Below are 16,588 nucleotides of genomic sequence, written 5' to 3'. Positions count from 1 at the left end.
GTAGTATGCATAAGGCGAAAGCCGTTATTTGATAATCACAAAGGAGATGTATCACGATGTTTGGTCAAACTCGAATGGTAAAAAAAGCGCTGATTGCCAGTGCGCTGCTGATGGCTTCAACTTCACTGTGGGCCGCAGAGCATTGGATTGACGTGCGTACTCCGGATCAGTATCAAGAAACTCATGTGAAGGGCGCGGTGAATATTCCGTTAAAGCAGCTAGATCAGCGTATTAGCGAAGTATCACAGGATAAGAACGACACTCTGCATCTTTATTGCAATACCGGCAATCAGTCAGGTAAAGCAGAGAAAATGCTGCAAAAAATGGGCTACAAAAATGCCGTTAACGAAGGCGGCTTGAAAGACGTTGAAAAAACGCAAACCTTGGTAAAATAATCACACCTTATCCCCTGATGCCAGATAACGACGCCTCAGGGGGTTATCATTTATCCCCCCTCGCTAAAGCACCGTTTACACCCGCGTAAAGATTGGTTAGCAGCGCTAACACGTTTATTTACATCCTTATGTTTATAAATGCCATACATCACACATGCCACAAATATATAAATCATCAATATATTAATTTTGCTATTATTTTATTCCTGCCAAATTTTGAGGAAGATCAGATTTCATCTACCCCTTGGGTAGTATCGTGATTGTTAATTTTCTCACATTAAGGAATGACCCGATGACAACTTCAACCTTCTTTATCCCTTCAGTGAATATGATTGGCGCTGGCTGCCTAGCCGAAGCTGCAACTACGATGAAAGGCTATGGCTACAAGCACGCGCTGATTGTTACCGACAACGTATTGAACAAAATCGGTGTTGTCGCCAAAGTTCAGGCTTTGCTATCTGACATGGGTATTAAGAGCGAGGTGTATGATGGCACCCATCCAAACCCAACGACGATCAACGTCGCTGAAGGCTTAGAGATTCTGCGTCAACATCAAAGTGACTGTGTTATTTCCCTTGGCGGTGGTTCTCCACACGATTGCGCAAAAGGCATTGCACTGGTCGCTGCCAACGGAGGTGACATCCGTGATTACGAAGGTGTTGATCAGTCTGCCAAACCACAGCTACCGCTGATTTCCATCAATACCACTGCAGGCACGGCGTCTGAAATGACGCGTTTTTGCATCATTACCGACGTTGATCGCCACATTAAAATGGCCATCGTGGATAAGCACGTCACACCAATTCTGTCAGTAAACGATCCAGAACTGATGGCCGGTATGCCTAAAGGCCTGACCGCGGCTACCGGTATGGATGCGCTGACCCACGCCGTAGAAGCCTACGTGTCTATCGCCGCTAACCCAATCACAGATGCCTGCGCGCTGAAAGCCGTCACCATGATCAGCCAGTCGCTGCGTCATGCGGTGGAAAACGGCAGCAACATGGAAGCGCGTGAAACCATGGCCTATGCACAGTTCTTGGCCGGTATGGCGTTTAACAACGCATCACTCGGCTATGTGCACGCGATGGCGCACCAGTTGGGTGGTTTCTACGATCTGCCGCACGGTGTGTGTAATGCGGTTCTGCTGCCACACGTGCAGATCTTTAACGCGAAGGTGTCTGCTGCTCGCCTGAAAGATATCGCCGCGGCGATGGGCGTTGATGTGAGCAAGATGAATGACCAGCAAGGTGCGGATGCGTGTATCGCAGAAATCCGTAAACTGGCAAAAGACGTCAACATTCCAGCCGGTTTGACCGAACTGAACGTGAAAGAAGAAGATCTGCCAACGCTGGCAACCAATGCCTTAAAAGATGCCTGTGGTTTCACTAACCCTATTCAGGCTACGCACGAAGAGATCGTCGCTATCTTTAAAGCCGCGATGTAATTACGCTATCTAGCCTCCCCTTTGTACGGGGAGGCTTGTTTTATTCACTCTAACTGCTGTAACTCTCCCGTAGGACTCACACGGAAGCGGTGCTCGCAAAATGACAATAGCGGGTTATCTTGCTGGCTATCACTGTATCCACTGTAAAGTTTAAGCGGCTTACCCAGCTCCTTTTCTAGCTGCACCACTTTTTCCGGCCCTAAACAACGCAGCGTCAGCACCCAGCCACCACGGCGACGCACCATGCGGCTACCGATCATGCGCACCTGATGAATAAAAGGTTCATCAGCATAGACTTGTTCAACCAAGCGCTGAGGAGAACCGGTAATCAACCATACTTCTGCCGTTTGGCTGCTTAAATACTGTTTCAAACGCCCCATGACAACCGGAAAAGGCACCACATCACGCTTAAACACCTGCACAAACTGGCGCTCAAGCGCATTCAACCGCGACTCTCGATGACCAAACGTGATGGCCCAAAGCAGCAGGCTTATTGGCCAGCGCGTTGCTCTTCCCTGAACGATCAAAGCGAAGGCAATCACCGGCAACAGAGGGATCACTAACAGCAGATTTTGTGGCATATGCCAAAGCATAAAGCGTAAAAAGCTGCCGAACATATCTTGCTGATGCAGAGTGCCATCAAGGTCAAAAAAGACCACGCGTTGTGCTTTTGTCGCTGACTGGCTGTCGGTCAAAATGGCTCCTAGGGAAAGCAAAATTCCATCTTCTCGTTTAAATCGGGTCAATTCGTTGAAATGGGTCAACAGTGTTAACGGTACCCAGCATCCCATAAAGATACAACCACGTAGCTAAACTAACGCTAACGCGGGAGGGATAACCCGAGTGAAAAAATTGGTGTATGGCGCGTCAGGGAGTATAATCCTGCGCCCACGCGAGTATTTATCCGCCCCACATTGAGTGGTTTATTTGAAACCGCCCTGCAACGTTATGAGAGAGTTATGGCCCTACTGATCACAAAAAAATGTATCAACTGTGATATGTGCGAGCCGGAGTGCCCGAACCAAGCGATTTCCATGGGAATGGATATTTACGAGATTGATGCAGAGCGCTGCACCGAATGCGTAGGCCACTACGATGAACCGACCTGTATGAAAGTCTGTCCTATCGACAACACGATTATTCGCGACCCAGCTCATCTAGAAAGTAATGAACAGCTGTGGGATAAGTTCGTTGTACTGCATCACGCCGATAAAATTTAAACACTTCAGGGCTGAGCCCTGAAGTGTATTCGTTTATGCTCAGTTTGCGCAGCCGCCTTTAGCATCAAAACGTGGCTGACCGTCAGGAACTAACGCTTTTTCCACCAGACCTTCTTCCATCGATGGCGTTACCGCGAAGTGCCCTTGGATTTCCAAGAATACAGGTTGTCCCGGCTCGGCCTGCGCATGGCTATAGCCTTGCTCCAGCGCAATGTTATTGCTGACAGGGAATTGCTTACCGGTAGCACAATCACGGAAAATCGCCGCATCCGCCATATAAACATACATGCCTTTAAACGTCATTGGCGTGACGGGTAAAGGGGCATCCGTGGCTTTCAAGGTGTAATTCAGCGCGGAATCGATGTCGTTACCGCTGGTATCCAACATCGTCAAGTTATTGCCTTTTGGACGAAAATAGCGCTTATTGCCATCGGTGCCGGTCAGCACTAACTTATCCGCGGTACGCTGCCAACTGCCATATTCCGCAAAAGTTTGATCGCCATCGCGTGCACCACGATAGATCTCTTTCAGTACAAAGGTGCCGTCTTTTTCCAAGAACAGCGACGTATCCATGCCCTCGCAGTCAGCACAAGGCAATACGCCCTGAAAACTTTGCGCCATCGGCTTGAGAGGTTGTTCTACATATTGGGAACGAGCGTTACACCCGAACAGTGCCATCGCACCCGCTGCCAAAAACAGCGAAATAGCCAATTTTTTCACAGTTGTTCTCCTACTGTGGGTCCCTATTATTTTAATCTTCGGTGACATACTAAGCACAAACGCTAATCCGCACTCACCTTGCCACGTAAAGATTTCGTCACCCCACGTCGGGTTTTACTTTCTACCCGCTTACGTTTTGCATTTCGACTCGGCTTCGTTGGGCGACGAACTTTCTCCACCACGCCTGCCGATTTAATTAATTCCGTCAATCTTGCCAGCGCCGCTTCGCGATTCATCTCCTGACTCCGATATTCCTGCGCCTTGATGATAATGACGCCGTCGGGGGTAATCAGATGATGACTCATCGCCAGTAAACGCTCTTGGTACAAAGGCGGTAAACTGGAGCTGCGAATATCAAAGCGTAGGTGAATCGCCGTTGAAGACTTATTCACATTTTGGCCACCGTTGCCCTGCGCGCGGATCGCGGTGATTTCAATTTCGTCATCGCTTACTGAGACGGTGTTGGTAATCTGCAACATCTCAGACTCCCGCAGGCTTCCAGTGATCAAACTGGATTTCAACGTTGTTTTGCGCGTCAGACAGCCAGATTGCGCCTTCCTGTATTGTTGCCTGTAATTCCATGGTGCGGTTAGCAAACTTAGGCAGCAGCGCCATAATTTCGTCGCTAACAAAACGGATAGATAGTGCTTTAAGCCCGCTCAGTTTTGCCTGATTTTGTTGCCACCACACGCGGCCAGCGCGTTCACTATAAGCGTAGAGCACCACTTCCTGCGATAACGAACAGGCTTTTTTAAGACGTTTCTCATCGGGTAAGCCGAGTTCAATCCACAGATCGATACCGTTGTAATCATTACGTAGCCATAATTCTGGCTCATCGTCGGCGCATAATCCTTTGGTAAAAGTCAGGCGCTCGTTTGCATGGCAAATCCAAGCTAAAAGCCGCAGCATCATGCGTTGTTCAGTTTCTGATGGATGCTGCGCCAGCGTCAGGGAGGCGTCATGATAAAAATGACGATCCATATCTGCAATATTGACGTTAGCTTTGTAAATCGTTGCCTTTAATGCCATAAAATCCTCTCGTATAATTGTTAACAGTGTACCGTATCCCCCTTCTGGCAACTAGTCAGAGTGGGACTGTCACGTGTAAAGAACAGATTTATTACATCGCGCAGCAACTCAGCCTGCTTTCTAGTGAGGGCGGCTGTGCTATAGTCGATGAGATAAGCAGAGCTTATCCTCGTGCCGGTTTTTTCAGACTAACCGTCACAGGGATAAGCTTTAGAGGAGGTTAAATTTGCAGCAATATTCTGAGTTAGTACGCCGTATGTACGCCCAGATCGGTAGTGGAGATTTGGGATATATACCTGATGCGTTAGGTTGTGTTTTAAAAGCTCTGGATGAGGTTGCAGCCAACGAAGCGCTGCCCTCTGCCGTTAGGGAACAGGCGGCCTATGCCGCCGCTAACTTATTGGTGAGTGATTATGTCGAAAATTGAAGAGTATCAGCCAATCAACTGTGACGATTACGACAATTTGGAACTCGCCTGCCAGCATCATCTGATACTGGCGCTAGAACTGCGCAACGGAGAGAAGTTGCAAGCCAAAGCCAACGATCTGATTTCACGTAAGCACGTAGAATATCTGGTTATTGAGCAAGACGGCGAGCCACGGGAGTTACGTTTAGACCACATTGCTAGCTTCAGTCATCCTGAAATTGGCACTGTCAACGTAAGCATGTCTTAACCCCTTTCGGCACACCTCTCCATCAAGATAGATTGACGAAACAGATAGACGAAGGGCGATGAGATTTCATCGCCCTTTTCATTATGGTTTCAGACTCGCGTAATAAGCGGCTAAATCGCTGATATCCTGCTCGGAAAGATTGCCAACATAGGCTTTCATCACTTCAGCTTGTCCACCTGAACGCCCGCCGCTTTTGTAATCTTTCAACGCCTGCTCCAGATACATCGCGTTCTGCCCTGCTAAATTAGGATACATCGGCACCGTCACTTTGCCTTCCATCCCGTGGCAAGCCACGCAGGTCATCGCTTTATTTTTGCCTGCAGCCGCATCACCCGCCGCAAATGCAGGCAGAGAAACCACCGCTGTCAGCACTACCGCAGCCATTAATTTTTTCATCATTATTATCTTCCTCGACATTGCCATCACTGTAACCAACGCATCTGTAGCTTGAAGTATGACGGAGATTTATCCTCAACGTAATTGGTACCCCATCACTCAGACGAATCTCCTAAATAATTCGGGCTACAAAAAGGCGGCAAACACGTGACAAATTCGTCAGGAACGAATTTGACCAGCCAGAGGCTGGCCTCCGGTGAGAGGCGGGATGCCTCTCATTCATCCCTAGGAGCTTACGCAAGTAAGTGACTGGGGTGAACGTGTGTAGCCAACGCATTTGTAGCTTGAAGTATGACGGAGATTTATCCTCAACGTAATTGGTACCGTATCAAGGCAGCAAGCGAGCGCATCCCGATGAGCTTACATCAGTAAGTGATTCGGGTAAGCAAGCGCAGCTAACGCCGAGACGGTTTCAAGTACGAAGAGGATTTACATCCAGTCTTTGGTCCAGTGTATATTCCACACCGGCCGATCCGCCATCCCCTGCCCATCTTGGGTAATGAAAACGCCGAGTGCTGCGATTAGCGTTTCACCATAGTAGAGCATAGGCGTTCGTTCACGCTCCCATGGCGGAATGTTATGCTCCTGCCAGATTTTTTTTATCGGGCGTGAATGGCGACGTCCGACGATGCGTAGTGTGCCATGAGCAGCAAAGCGGATTGAGACGGCCTCATCCGTTCTTGGAGCACGCACACATATTCCGCGCTCACCGAGCTGTAGTTCCCCTAGACCATCTGGCAGCGACAGCGTCTCTCGGGGGTCCCACGCGATGACTTCTGTTTTGAGCGAACGCAGCGGAGGCAGCAGGTAAAGATGCTGGCGATAACGGCGAACCTGATTTTTACCGAGTTGAAGCTGCGGCTCTGCGTCTTCGCGTGCGGTTGCCACTTCGTGCCAGAGGCGTTGCAGCTGTTCACGAGTCGGCATCATCACACCAAAGCAGGCGATCCAGCGGCGCAATAACGCGTAGCGTTTGGCTTCTGACATTGGCAACAGACCTTCGATATTTAGCGAGTCATCTTCGCTCATCAGAGACTGTAGCGAGTCTAACAGTAGCTCATCCAGCAGCTGTTCTTGCTCGGCACACAGGCTGGCGCTGCGGGCAACGGCTTCAGGAAAGTGTGGCCAGCGGTTGCGTAGATTTGGGATCACGCGCAGGCGAAGAAAGTTGCGATCGAAGCGATCGTCTTGATTGCTGTCGTCTTCGACCCATTTGAGATCGTAGCTGGCAGCGTATTCTTCTAGCTGGGCACGACTGATATCGAGCAGCGGACGCATCTGTTCGGTGCTGAAAAACGGCATGTGGCTGGCCATGGCGGAAAGTCCGGTTGGCCCACTTCCGCGTTTAAGCGCCAATAAAAAGGTTTCACACTGATCGTCAAGATGCTGCGCGGTCAGCAGGGTTTCGTGATTGCCGATAAGTCCAGCTATCGCGTGATAGCGTGCATCACGCGCGGCGGCTTCAACGCCGCTGCGCTGGGCATCCACTTTAACCCGCAGAACATGCAACGGTACCTGCCATTGCTGGCACACTGACCTGCAGTGATCGACCCATAAATCAGCATAGCGGCTGAGCCCATGGTGGACATGAGCAGCCCGTAGCTGTAGATGAGGGAAGTTCTGCATACGTAACTGAACGAGCGCATGCAGTAAAACGGTGGAATCAAGCCCACCGCTGAAAGCAACCATCAGATGCGAACGCCCCTGAAGTTTGCTGGCAATTCGCATCTGGATTTCTGAGCTATTCATGACACTTTACGGCGCGGTCACCGCCCTGAAAGATTGAATATCAGAACGTTAACCATCCGTTCTGTCGGAAGCAAGCCCTTATTCGCACGACTCGGCGGTAACTGCGTTGCGGCGTACCATAAACATATGACACAGCCAGATCACCGCAACCAGCCCAACGCAGCCAAGCGCGCCCCATGCGATATCGCTAAACACGCTGATATACGCCATCACGGAGTGTGCCGTCGCTTCCCCGCCTTGTTCAAATGAAACTTCGGCGGTTTGATTAGCGATAATACCCGCAAGATAATTGGCTATCGATCCAGTCGCCAACATGTAGATCCCGGTAAGGACGCCCGTCACTCCCGGGATTTTCAGCCTAGTGATCTGTGCCATCGCCACTGGATCGATAAAGAGTTCTGCGCATCCCATCACCGCTAGACCTAAAACGGTTAATGCCATTGAACCTTGGCCATGAACCGCCGCCCAGCGAGCGTTGAAGGTAAGAATGCCGAAGCCCGCGCTGATCAGCGCCAGTCCAAGGGCAAACTTGCCCCAAATGCGCAATATACGGTTGCCGTTGCTATTTTCGCGAACCAGCCAAGCCAGAACAACACCGCTTAGCATGACGGCAAAACCGTTAACCGATTGGAACACCGCCGTAGGAATGGTGAAAGAGAACCATTGGCGATTCACAAAGCGGTCGATGAACAAGCTGATTGAGCTGCCGCCCTGTTGGGCAAACGCCCAGAACAGCGTACCGAGCAGCATTAAAATCACAATTTGCAGCAGGCCTTTACGCTGATCTGGCTCTGCTCGACGATAAATGCTCACCATAATAATAATGGCCGCAGCGCACACCAGCGCCAACGCGTAGCTTGACCAGTCGCGCCAGAAAAGAACCGCGACAAAGAGTGGAGAAAGAACCACCGCCGCCAGCAACCATCCCCAGTTAGGAATGCGCAGCGTTTTATTTTTCATACCCTGATGGTTCACACCAACGGTATGGCGGAAATGTTTGTGTCCGCATAAGAAGATAATCAAACCGGCAAACATGCCGATTCCGGCTAATGCGAAGCCGACGTGCCAGCCATACTGTTCTGCAGCAAGGCCGCAGGCAATGGGGGCAACGATCGAACCAATGTTTCCAGCGGCATACAGCAAGGAGAAACCGCCGTCACGGCGCGGATCTTCAGGAGCATAAAGCTCGCCCAGCAGGCAGCTGATATTGGATTTGAACAGCCCGTAACCACACACGATGATGGCTAAGGCTAAATAGAGAGATGAAGGTGAAACCGCACTAACGCCCAGAACCACATGGCCTAACGTCATCAGAATGGCTCCGGCTATCACCGCCATTCGATTACCCAGCAGCTTATCTGCAAGGATCCCACCGATAATTGGGGTAACGTAAACCAATGAAGCGTAAGCACTATATAGACTGAAAGCGTGGGTGTCGTTATACCCAAGCTGATGGGTGAGATAAAGGATCAGTAACGCACGCATGCCGTAAAAGCTGAAATATTCCCAGATTTGCAATGCTACGACATAGTAGATAGCGCGCGGTTGTGAGGGTGTTTTCATGTCATCTCCCATTTAAGGGGGTTGCATAATAAAAGGGGGCGCCCTTTAGCAGGACGCCCCCTCAGTCAGTCAATTACTTCTGTTCTTTGATAACTTTAACAGTGTAGCGACCGTCAGCCTGACGATATGCACCGTGGATATCAGTTTCAAAGCCTGGGTAATGTGCACCGATTTCGCACAGCATCTGCAAGAATTCCAGAACTGGACGGCTTTCTTCGGTCAACATTTCACCTGGCATTACCAAAGGAACTCCTGGAGGATATGGCAGGATCATGTTGGCATTAACTTTGCCGATCATCTCTTCCAGATAAACTTCTTCAGTCTGGCCACGCAGTTCTTTTTGGAACGCTGCATGTGGGTTCATTACCATGGTTGGCAGCACTTCAAATGCGCGGTACATCAGGTCCGGCAGGTTGTGATGCTGGATCAGCGCATGGATGCCCTGTGCCAAGTCCTGAATACGCATGTTTTCATAGAACTCTGGATCTTCACGATACAGTGAAGGCAGCATGTTCTTAACGCGCAGGTTCAAGTCGTATGAACGTTTGAACTCGGTCAGCGCACGCAGCAGGCTCAGTGCCTTAGTTTTGTCGATACCGATGCTGAACAGGAACAGCAGGTTGTATGGACCTGTTTTCTCAACGATGATGCCGTGTTCGTCTAAGTATTTAGAAACGATAGACGCTGGGATACCGGTATCAGCCATTGAGCCATCTTTCTGCATCCCTGGAGTCAGCAGAGTGACTTTGATTGGGTCCAGATACATGTGGTCGTTGTCGATATCTTTAAAGCCATGCCAGCTGTCTTTGGAATCCAAAGGCCAGCATTTCGCTTCGTCGATACCTTCTGGCTGCCATACGTCGAAGAACCAGCCTTCAGACTCGGAGTTCAGACGTTTGATTTCTTTACGGAAACGAATCGCGCGTTCGATAGAACCGTTGATCAGGCGTTTACCGGCGTTACCTTTCATCATTGCAGCAGCGGTTTCGGTAGAAGCCACGATGCCGTAGTGAGGAGAAGTAGAGGTGTGCATCATGTAGGCTTCGTTGAAGGTTTCTTCGTTGATATCACCTTTAACGTGAATCATTGAAGCCTGAGAGAATGCTGCCAGCAGTTTGTGAGTAGACTGAGTTTCATAAATAACTTTGCCTTCTACACGGCCACCGCTCATACCACACAGGCCTTTGTAGATAGGGCTGAAGTTGGTGTAAGGAACCCATGCTGAGTCAAAGTGGATGGATTTAACGTCCAGCGCTTCTTTGATGTAGTCAGTGTTATACAGCAGACCGTCGTAGGTAGAGTTGGTCACTACGGCGTGAACTGGCCAGGTTGCATTTGGAGTCTGTGCAACGCGTTCAGCGATGGTGTCGTGCTGGAATTCACTCTTAGGAATACCACCCAAGATGCCGTAAGCGTTACGGGTTGGACGGAAGTAGATAGGAGTGATGTCGCTCATCATCATCAGGTGAGTCAGAGACTTATGGCAGTTACGGTCAATCAGAACGGTGCTGCCAGCAGGTGCTGAGTACATACCAACGATTTTGTTCGCGGTAGAAGTACCGTTAGTCACCATGTAGCTGCGTTCTGCGTTGAAAGTACGCGCAATGTATTCTTCAGCTTCTTTGTGTGGACCTGAGTGGTCAAGCAGAGAACCCAGTTCACCCACAGAGATGGAGATATCAGATTTCATCGCGTTAGCGCCGAAGAAATCATAGAAGATGCTGCCCACTGGGGATTTCTGGAACGCAGTACCGCCCATGTGACCCGGAGTACAGAAGGTGTATTTGCCTTCTTTAACGTAGTTGAACAGTGCTTTGGTCAACGGAGGCAGAATTTCGTCGATGTATGCGTCAGTGCTCTGACGGATTTTCTGTGCGATATCCTGAGCTGCGCCCAGTGCGTATTCGAAGAACTCAACGTTCAGACGCAGATCGTTAAGGGTAACATCCAGAGTAGAGTGGGTGTTGGCAAAAGCATAGACAGGCAGATGTTCGTTCATCGCGCTGATTTCTTCGCACAGATCGAGATTATAAGTATCCCAGTCGAAGATAACGCCGCACAGACGTGCGTTGTTGTCGATGAGTTTCAGCAGGTCTTCACGGTCGTTTGGGTAAACAATCTGAAAATCGAGTGCTTCCAGTGCCTTGTGCAGTTCACGGATAGGCTCTTCTTTGAAGTAAACGCCCATGTGATTCAAGATGGCAATAATATTCATACTCTAATTCTCCAGGCAAAAAGCTGGCCCCTCTCTACTTTTCAGTAGAAGTACTTCAAACAGAGAGAGGCTGGATAAATTAATGGTCTTGCTGTGTGTAATCGAGAGGATTACTCAATTCGTTGTGTACGTGGCGGTTAGCCAAGTCACTTATGCGTTGCTGTCTGCGCTAGCTTGTGGTTTGCGTGAGTTCATTTTACGTGCATAGAACATCAGGATAACCAGGCTCACGATGAAGGTACCGGACAGTTCGAATGAACCCGCACCCATCAGAGCGATAAAGCAGAAGCAACAACCCAGAACCGATGCAACCAGGCTCAGCAGGTTTTTCACGTTAACGCCTTCGAAACGAATCAGGTCGATACATGAGTAGAAGTAAGGCAGCATAGTCAGCAGAACCGCGATACCAGTCAGTTCACCGAACAGGTCAGACGCTTTACCGCCGCTGGCGCTCATTACAGTGATCAGAATCATCAGTACGGTCATTTTCACTGCGGCTAACAGCAGGCCTTTCTTAGGAATGCCGTTTTTGTCCAGCTCGCCGTACACTTTAGGGAAGTTACCGTCTTTAGCAGCACGCACACCGGCTTGACCCACCAGCATCATCCAAGAACCTAAAGAGGTTAAACATGCAAATGCGGTGAAAGCAGAGACCACTGGAGCAGCCCAACCGCCAACCATCGTTGAAGCGCTCAGTGCGAACGGTGCACCAGAAGCAGCCATTTGGCTTGCTGGGTAAATACCCGCGATAACCTGAGTTGCTGCGATATAAACGATACCTGCCAGAGCAGTACCTAACATGGTTGCCAGTGGAACGGTACGAGATGGGTTTTTCACCATACCAGTACTTACCGCTGCAGATTCAACACCAACGAACGCCCACAGGCACAGCAGGATACTTTTGATAACCGCGTGGCTATCAGTACCGCCAGAAGTGTTCCAGTTAGCGTGATAAGTAGCAGGGTCAAACCAAGCCCAACCAGCGATAGCGGTACCGATAACTGGAATTAACACCAGAACCAGACCGATAGTGGTTAAACGGCTTACCCAAGTACCACCCAGCATATTCACAAAGGTGAAGATCCATACAATGGCGATGCATGCTGCGCCAGCTGCAATTGGACTATTCAATACTGGGAAGAAAGTAGATAGATAAGAAACTGCGGTAATACCGATTGCTAAATTACCAATCCAGTTTGCATGGTAATAAAGAACACCGGTTTGGAAACCGAATGCCGGACCAATTTCACCAGCATAAGCAATAGGGCCACCTTCCTGAGGATTCTTAGTAGCCAAACGTGCATATACATACGCTAGAGACATTGCACCGATTAATGAAATGATCCAACCAAATATTGCGATGGAACCGAGACTCGCCAGGTTCGCAGGTAATAGTGCAATACCGCTCCCCATCATATTACCAGCTACTACGCCGGTGCAGGCAATTAGCCCGATTTTCTTGCTTGATGACATGGTCAGTTGCTCCTGATTAATTTTCAGAAAAGTCGTATTCACTCATTACCGCAGTTAGGTGTTCGACTTGATGGGATGCATGTTACTGACCGGCAAAATAAAAGTCCTAAAGGTAAAGTTAAATTATCAGCGTGTCCCAAGAAATGACATCTTGATATTTTTATTCACATGATAAAAAAACATCAAGAAACGCAAAATTAAACCATTAAAAACAGCATGTTGACATAAAAATTACCCATGTCTTTTCAAGATAAAAAACTGCATTGCGAAACAAAATTAACACATAATAAGACACAAAAAAACAACACATTTAATGCATATATTTTTCATTGTCAGTAAGGAATTCGAGGAAGGTTTATAATTCTTTGGGGGTAAAAAAAGCCTGCTCCTTTATAAGGGAACAGGCCAGATTAAATATCATACAAATTAATTGTTATCGGAGAAGTCGTAATTCGCTAAGTAAGGGGCAACGCGGATAACATTGGTTTGGAAGACGCCATTTTTTATCCAATCCAAGGTATTATTTCCTGGGCGTAAATTGAAGGCGGTAATATAAGCATCCGCAGCAAGGTTATTTTCCCCTTTCAACTCGTAGACTTTACCAAGTAAGACATAATTTAACCAAGACATCTCTAAATCTATGCCTTTATTAATCATATTAAAGGCTTCATCAACTTTACCCTGACTTAAATAATCGACCGCATATATCTGCTGAACAATCGCGCTATTCTGCAATAAAGGGATCGCCTCAACGTCAGTAATTTCTTTACGAAGAGCGGCGAGATCTGATGCATTAAACGGCTGGTATGAATTCAGCAATATATCTACCAGCGCTTTTTCTGCACGCGCATAGATAAAGTCCGGCGATTGTTTTGTAATCTGGGCAAGTAAGGTACTGGCCTGATTTAATGAATCGCTGTCCCCCTGAATCAAAAGCTGATGTGCCTGATAATAGAGCTGCAGTACCTGACTGTGCTGCGGCACCAGCGTCTCAATTCTTTGTACCATGCTAGAAGGTTGAACCACTTTTAGCGTTTGGAACATGCTATCGATGAAGTCCTTCTGCACCGTCAGCAAATTATCCGTCGTAATAAAGTAGCGTTTCTCCAGCATCACTGAGCTATCAGCGTTATCAATCAGACGCACAGACAAGAAACATTGCTGCGCGCGGTAGTGCCTCTGATTCACAAACTCAATGAACATAGATTTGCCTGAACTACTCGGCCCACCGTAGTTATAGTTGGTTTGATCGTGCACTAAAAACGTTGAATGGGTATTCAAGCCTTGCGCTAGCATTTCACTCAAGCCGACTACGTACGAAAGCTGATTCGTCCAGTTGGTGCAACTGTTCCCACCCTGAATACGGATATCAATATCACGCGGATTCAGCAGCATCGGCGCAGGTGCCACAGGCACTCGCTGGTTAAAAACAGCTAAACCAACAAGCGAAATACACAGCACCAGCGAGGATAGAAATGCTACCCAGACCCAAAAACGTGAACGCCACAGCTTAGATGAACGTTTTTTATCACCCGCATCTGTTGGTACAGCGTCTGGACTGGCCGTTTGGACATGGCTAAGCGATGATTGCTCAGGATGAACATCTGATGTAGGTGCAGTATTCGATATCGCGCTGCCATCTTCCGGCTCATGCTCAATGACCACTTTAACCGGCGTTTGAGTCGGTAAGATAAAATCAGCCCCGCCCTCTTCGCACCAGATAACCGGTTCAACCAGCTTATAACCACGTTTAGGCACCGTCACGATGTACTCAGGCGCGTCAGGTCGCCCGTCTTTTAAATATTTCCTCAGCTCAGAGATACACTGAGTCACCACATGATTGGTGACAATATTACGTTTCCATACGTTATCAATTAGTTCATCCCTGCTTAGTACCGTATCGGGATGATGAGCAAAGTAGCTCAGCATATCGATGAGGCGAGGCTCTAACACTAATAAACGACCATCACGGGTGATCTTATTATCAGCGGCTAAAACCAACCATTCGCCAACGCGGAAAGTTTGCTCTTGCATGGTGTGCTAAGGCTCAGAGGGAAATGGAAAGAAGCGCGCAATAGTAGCACAGCGGGACTTGTTACACAGTAAACCGCAGCATCCTATGCACTTTTGGTATTATATTTTCAGCAATTGGTACTATTTTTCAAGTCATCACTCACTTGATAGAGCTCAAGCGGCAGCCCATCAGGATCAGAGAAAAATGTAAATCGACGTTCCGTATAGGGATCAATGCGTACCTCTTCACAATGCACCGCGTGCTTTTCCAAGTGTTTTACCGCACGATCAATATTATCGACGCTAAATGCCAAGTGGCGCAAACCGCAGGCTTCAGGCCGAGATACTCGAGCGGGAGGCTTGGGAAATGAAAACAGCTCAATCGTATAGTCCCCGTTAAGCGCTAAATCCCCTTTCCAAGAATCACGCTCTGCACGATAAACTTCGCTCAGTAACGTAAAACCTAAAACATCACAGTAGAAAGACTTACTGCGTTGATAATCCGACGCAATAATTGCGATGTGGTGGATTTTATTGAGTTTCACATAGCCTCCAAATGCAAACGATTCTCGGGAAAATTACCCCTTAACCATGTAGAAAGCAATTTTACGCTGACAAAAAGCGCTTCATAAAGTGTAAGCCAAACAAAAGAAACTGAACGAACGATAAAAACAACAAAGCCCGGCATAACCGGGCTTTAGAATGAACATCACTCGTGATGAAGATCAGCAGTAACCGTAGTTCATCAGACGCTGGTAGCGACGATTCAACAGTTCTTCTGTTTCTAACACATCAAGATCGCCTAAATCAGCTAACAGCTGTGCTTTCAGGGATGCAGCAATCGCAGGAACATCGCGATGTGCACCGCCCAAAGGTTCAGGGATAACGGAGTCAATCAGCTTTAGTTCTTTCAGACGCGGAGCAGTAATCCCCATCGCATCTGCGGCTAATGGCGCTTTATCGGCGCTCTTCCACAGAATTGAGGCGCAACCTTCCGGAGAGATAACGGAGTAGGTGCTGTACTGCAGCATGTTAACTTTATCGCCAACGCCGATAGCCAACGCGCCACCAGAACCACCTTCACCAATCACGGTGCAGATAACTGGCACGGTCAAACCTGACATTTCACGCAGGTTACGAGCGATAGCTTCGGACTGACCACGCTCTTCAGCACCCACGCCAGGATATGCTCCTGGGGTATCGATGAAGGTAATGATTGGCAGTTTAAAGCGCTCGGCCATTTCCATCAGACGCAAAGCCTTACGGTATCCTTCCGGCGCAGGCATACCAAAGTTGCGGCGGATTTTCTCTTTGGTTTCACGTCCTTTCTGATGACCAATAATCATCACCGCGCGACCATTCAAACGAGCCATACCACCGACAATCGCCTTATCATCAGCATAGGCGCGATCGCCTGCCAACTCATCGAAGTCAGTAAAGATATGCTCGATATAATCCAGCGTATAAGGACGACGCGGATGGCGCGCTAACTGCGCAACCTGCCATGCACCCAGATCAGAAAATATCTTACGCGTCAGTTCAACGCTCTTATCACGCAGGCGCTGTACTTCTTCGTCGATATTAATATCTAATTTTTCGTCTTGACGGCTGACTGAAGTTAGCGAGTCAATTTTCGCTTCAAGTTCTGCAATCGGCTGTTCAAAATCCAGAAAATTCAGACTCATAGTATTCCTATA

General features: G+C 48.5%; 17 protein-coding genes. 5 read left to right on the top strand and 12 right to left on the bottom strand.

Annotated features, from left to right (window positions below; translation table 11 throughout):
- The first annotated feature begins 74 nt into the window (after nucleotides 1–74).
- Nucleotides 75–395 (top strand): thiosulfate sulfurtransferase PspE, encoded by a 321-nt coding sequence (pspE, locus tag BN1044_RS17205; protein WP_025800196.1) that lies wholly within the window; start codon nucleotides 75–77, stop codon nucleotides 393–395.
- A 292-nt stretch (nucleotides 396–687) separates the two neighbouring features.
- On the top strand, nucleotides 688–1,839 hold the full coding sequence (gene yiaY / locus BN1044_RS17200; protein ID WP_072309702.1) for an L-threonine dehydrogenase: 1,152 nt from the start codon (nucleotides 688–690) through the stop codon (nucleotides 1,837–1,839).
- Between the two features lie 44 nt (nucleotides 1,840–1,883).
- On the opposite strand, the gene yfhb is transcribed toward yiaY, so the two are convergent.
- Complete coding sequence (gene yfhb / locus BN1044_RS17195; RefSeq protein WP_081329611.1) at nucleotides 1,884–2,534, bottom strand: phosphatidylglycerophosphatase C; 651 nt, start codon at nucleotides 2,532–2,534, stop codon at nucleotides 1,884–1,886.
- A 264-nt stretch (nucleotides 2,535–2,798) separates the two neighbouring features.
- Here yfhb and BN1044_RS17190 point away from each other — a divergent pair, with 264 nt between their 5' ends.
- Complete coding sequence (locus BN1044_RS17190) at nucleotides 2,799–3,059, top strand: YfhL family 4Fe-4S dicluster ferredoxin (protein ID WP_025800199.1); 261 nt, start codon at nucleotides 2,799–2,801, stop codon at nucleotides 3,057–3,059.
- 39 nt (nucleotides 3,060–3,098) lie between these two features.
- On the opposite strand, the gene nlpE is transcribed toward BN1044_RS17190, so the two are convergent.
- The 3 genes from nlpE to BN1044_RS17175 all read right to left on the bottom strand — a co-directional run bounded on the left by nlpE (nucleotide 3,099) and on the right by BN1044_RS17175 (nucleotide 4,808).
- Complete coding sequence (nlpE, locus tag BN1044_RS17185; RefSeq protein ID WP_072309700.1) at nucleotides 3,099–3,779, bottom strand: envelope stress response activation lipoprotein NlpE; 681 nt, start codon at nucleotides 3,777–3,779, stop codon at nucleotides 3,099–3,101.
- 62 nt (nucleotides 3,780–3,841) lie between these two features.
- A complete protein-coding gene (gene arfB / locus BN1044_RS17180) occupies nucleotides 3,842–4,258 on the bottom strand; it encodes an alternative ribosome rescue aminoacyl-tRNA hydrolase ArfB (protein ID WP_040047108.1) in 417 nt (138 codons plus the stop codon).
- A 1-nt stretch (nucleotide 4,259) separates the two neighbouring features.
- Complete coding sequence (locus tag BN1044_RS17175) at nucleotides 4,260–4,808, bottom strand: YaeQ family protein (protein ID WP_072309699.1); 549 nt, start codon at nucleotides 4,806–4,808, stop codon at nucleotides 4,260–4,262.
- Between the two features lie 226 nt (nucleotides 4,809–5,034).
- Between BN1044_RS17175 and BN1044_RS17170 the strand changes: the two genes are divergently transcribed.
- Together BN1044_RS17170 and rof are read left to right on the top strand one after the other, a co-directional pair.
- Nucleotides 5,035–5,235, top strand: coding sequence for a YaeP family protein (locus BN1044_RS17170; protein WP_008814496.1), 201 nt, complete (start codon nucleotides 5,035–5,037; stop codon nucleotides 5,233–5,235).
- Nucleotides 5,222–5,482 carry a Rho-binding antiterminator gene (gene rof, locus BN1044_RS17165; protein WP_025800203.1) on the top strand — a complete coding sequence of 87 codons (261 nt, stop codon included), beginning with the start codon at nucleotides 5,222–5,224 and terminating at the stop codon, nucleotides 5,480–5,482. The genes BN1044_RS17170 and rof overlap by 14 nt, the downstream gene beginning before the upstream one ends.
- Nucleotides 5,483–5,563: 81 nt before the next feature.
- Here the strand turns inward: rof and BN1044_RS17160 are convergent, their stop codons facing one another.
- From BN1044_RS17160 to accA, 8 genes are all read right to left on the bottom strand, one after another.
- Nucleotides 5,564–5,881, bottom strand: a complete 318-nt coding sequence (locus tag BN1044_RS17160; RefSeq protein WP_081250283.1) for a c-type cytochrome — start codon at nucleotides 5,879–5,881, stop codon at nucleotides 5,564–5,566.
- Between the two features lie 426 nt (nucleotides 5,882–6,307).
- Complete coding sequence (gene tilS / locus BN1044_RS17155) at nucleotides 6,308–7,627, bottom strand: tRNA lysidine(34) synthetase TilS (RefSeq protein ID WP_072309698.1); 1,320 nt, start codon at nucleotides 7,625–7,627, stop codon at nucleotides 6,308–6,310.
- 78 nt (nucleotides 7,628–7,705) lie between these two features.
- The gene (dtpD, locus tag BN1044_RS17150; protein ID WP_072309697.1) at nucleotides 7,706–9,190 is read right to left on the bottom strand and encodes a dipeptide permease DtpD; all 1,485 of its coding nucleotides are present in this window, start codon (nucleotides 9,188–9,190) and stop codon (nucleotides 7,706–7,708) included.
- A gap of 73 nt (nucleotides 9,191–9,263) precedes the next feature.
- Nucleotides 9,264–11,405, bottom strand: coding sequence for a lysine decarboxylase CadA (locus tag BN1044_RS17145; protein ID WP_072309696.1), 2,142 nt, complete (start codon nucleotides 11,403–11,405; stop codon nucleotides 9,264–9,266).
- Nucleotides 11,406–11,555: 150 nt separating this feature from the next.
- Entirely contained in the window at nucleotides 11,556–12,878 is a 1,323-nt protein-coding gene (gene cadB / locus BN1044_RS17140; RefSeq protein ID WP_072309695.1) for a cadaverine/lysine antiporter, read from the bottom strand.
- A gap of 426 nt (nucleotides 12,879–13,304) precedes the next feature.
- Nucleotides 13,305–14,912 (bottom strand): lysine decarboxylation/transport transcriptional activator CadC, encoded by a 1,608-nt coding sequence (gene cadC / locus BN1044_RS17135; RefSeq protein ID WP_072309694.1) that lies wholly within the window; start codon nucleotides 14,910–14,912, stop codon nucleotides 13,305–13,307.
- Between the two features lie 107 nt (nucleotides 14,913–15,019).
- Nucleotides 15,020–15,436: a VOC family protein gene (locus BN1044_RS17130; protein WP_072309693.1), complete on the bottom strand. Its 417-nt coding sequence runs from the start codon at nucleotides 15,434–15,436 to the stop codon at nucleotides 15,020–15,022.
- Between the two features lie 180 nt (nucleotides 15,437–15,616).
- Nucleotides 15,617–16,576 carry an acetyl-CoA carboxylase carboxyl transferase subunit alpha gene (gene accA / locus BN1044_RS17125; RefSeq protein WP_025800211.1) on the bottom strand — a complete coding sequence of 320 codons (960 nt, stop codon included), beginning with the start codon at nucleotides 16,574–16,576 and terminating at the stop codon, nucleotides 15,617–15,619.
- Nucleotides 16,577–16,588 lie beyond the last annotated feature (12 nt).

It is taken from the genome of Hafnia alvei (genome assembly GCF_900095695.1).
GTDB classification, from domain to species: domain Bacteria; phylum Pseudomonadota; class Gammaproteobacteria; order Enterobacterales; family Enterobacteriaceae; genus Hafnia; species Hafnia alvei_B.
Note: the sequence above shows the minus strand (reverse complement) of the source record. Positions and strands in the feature narration are given on the sequence as shown.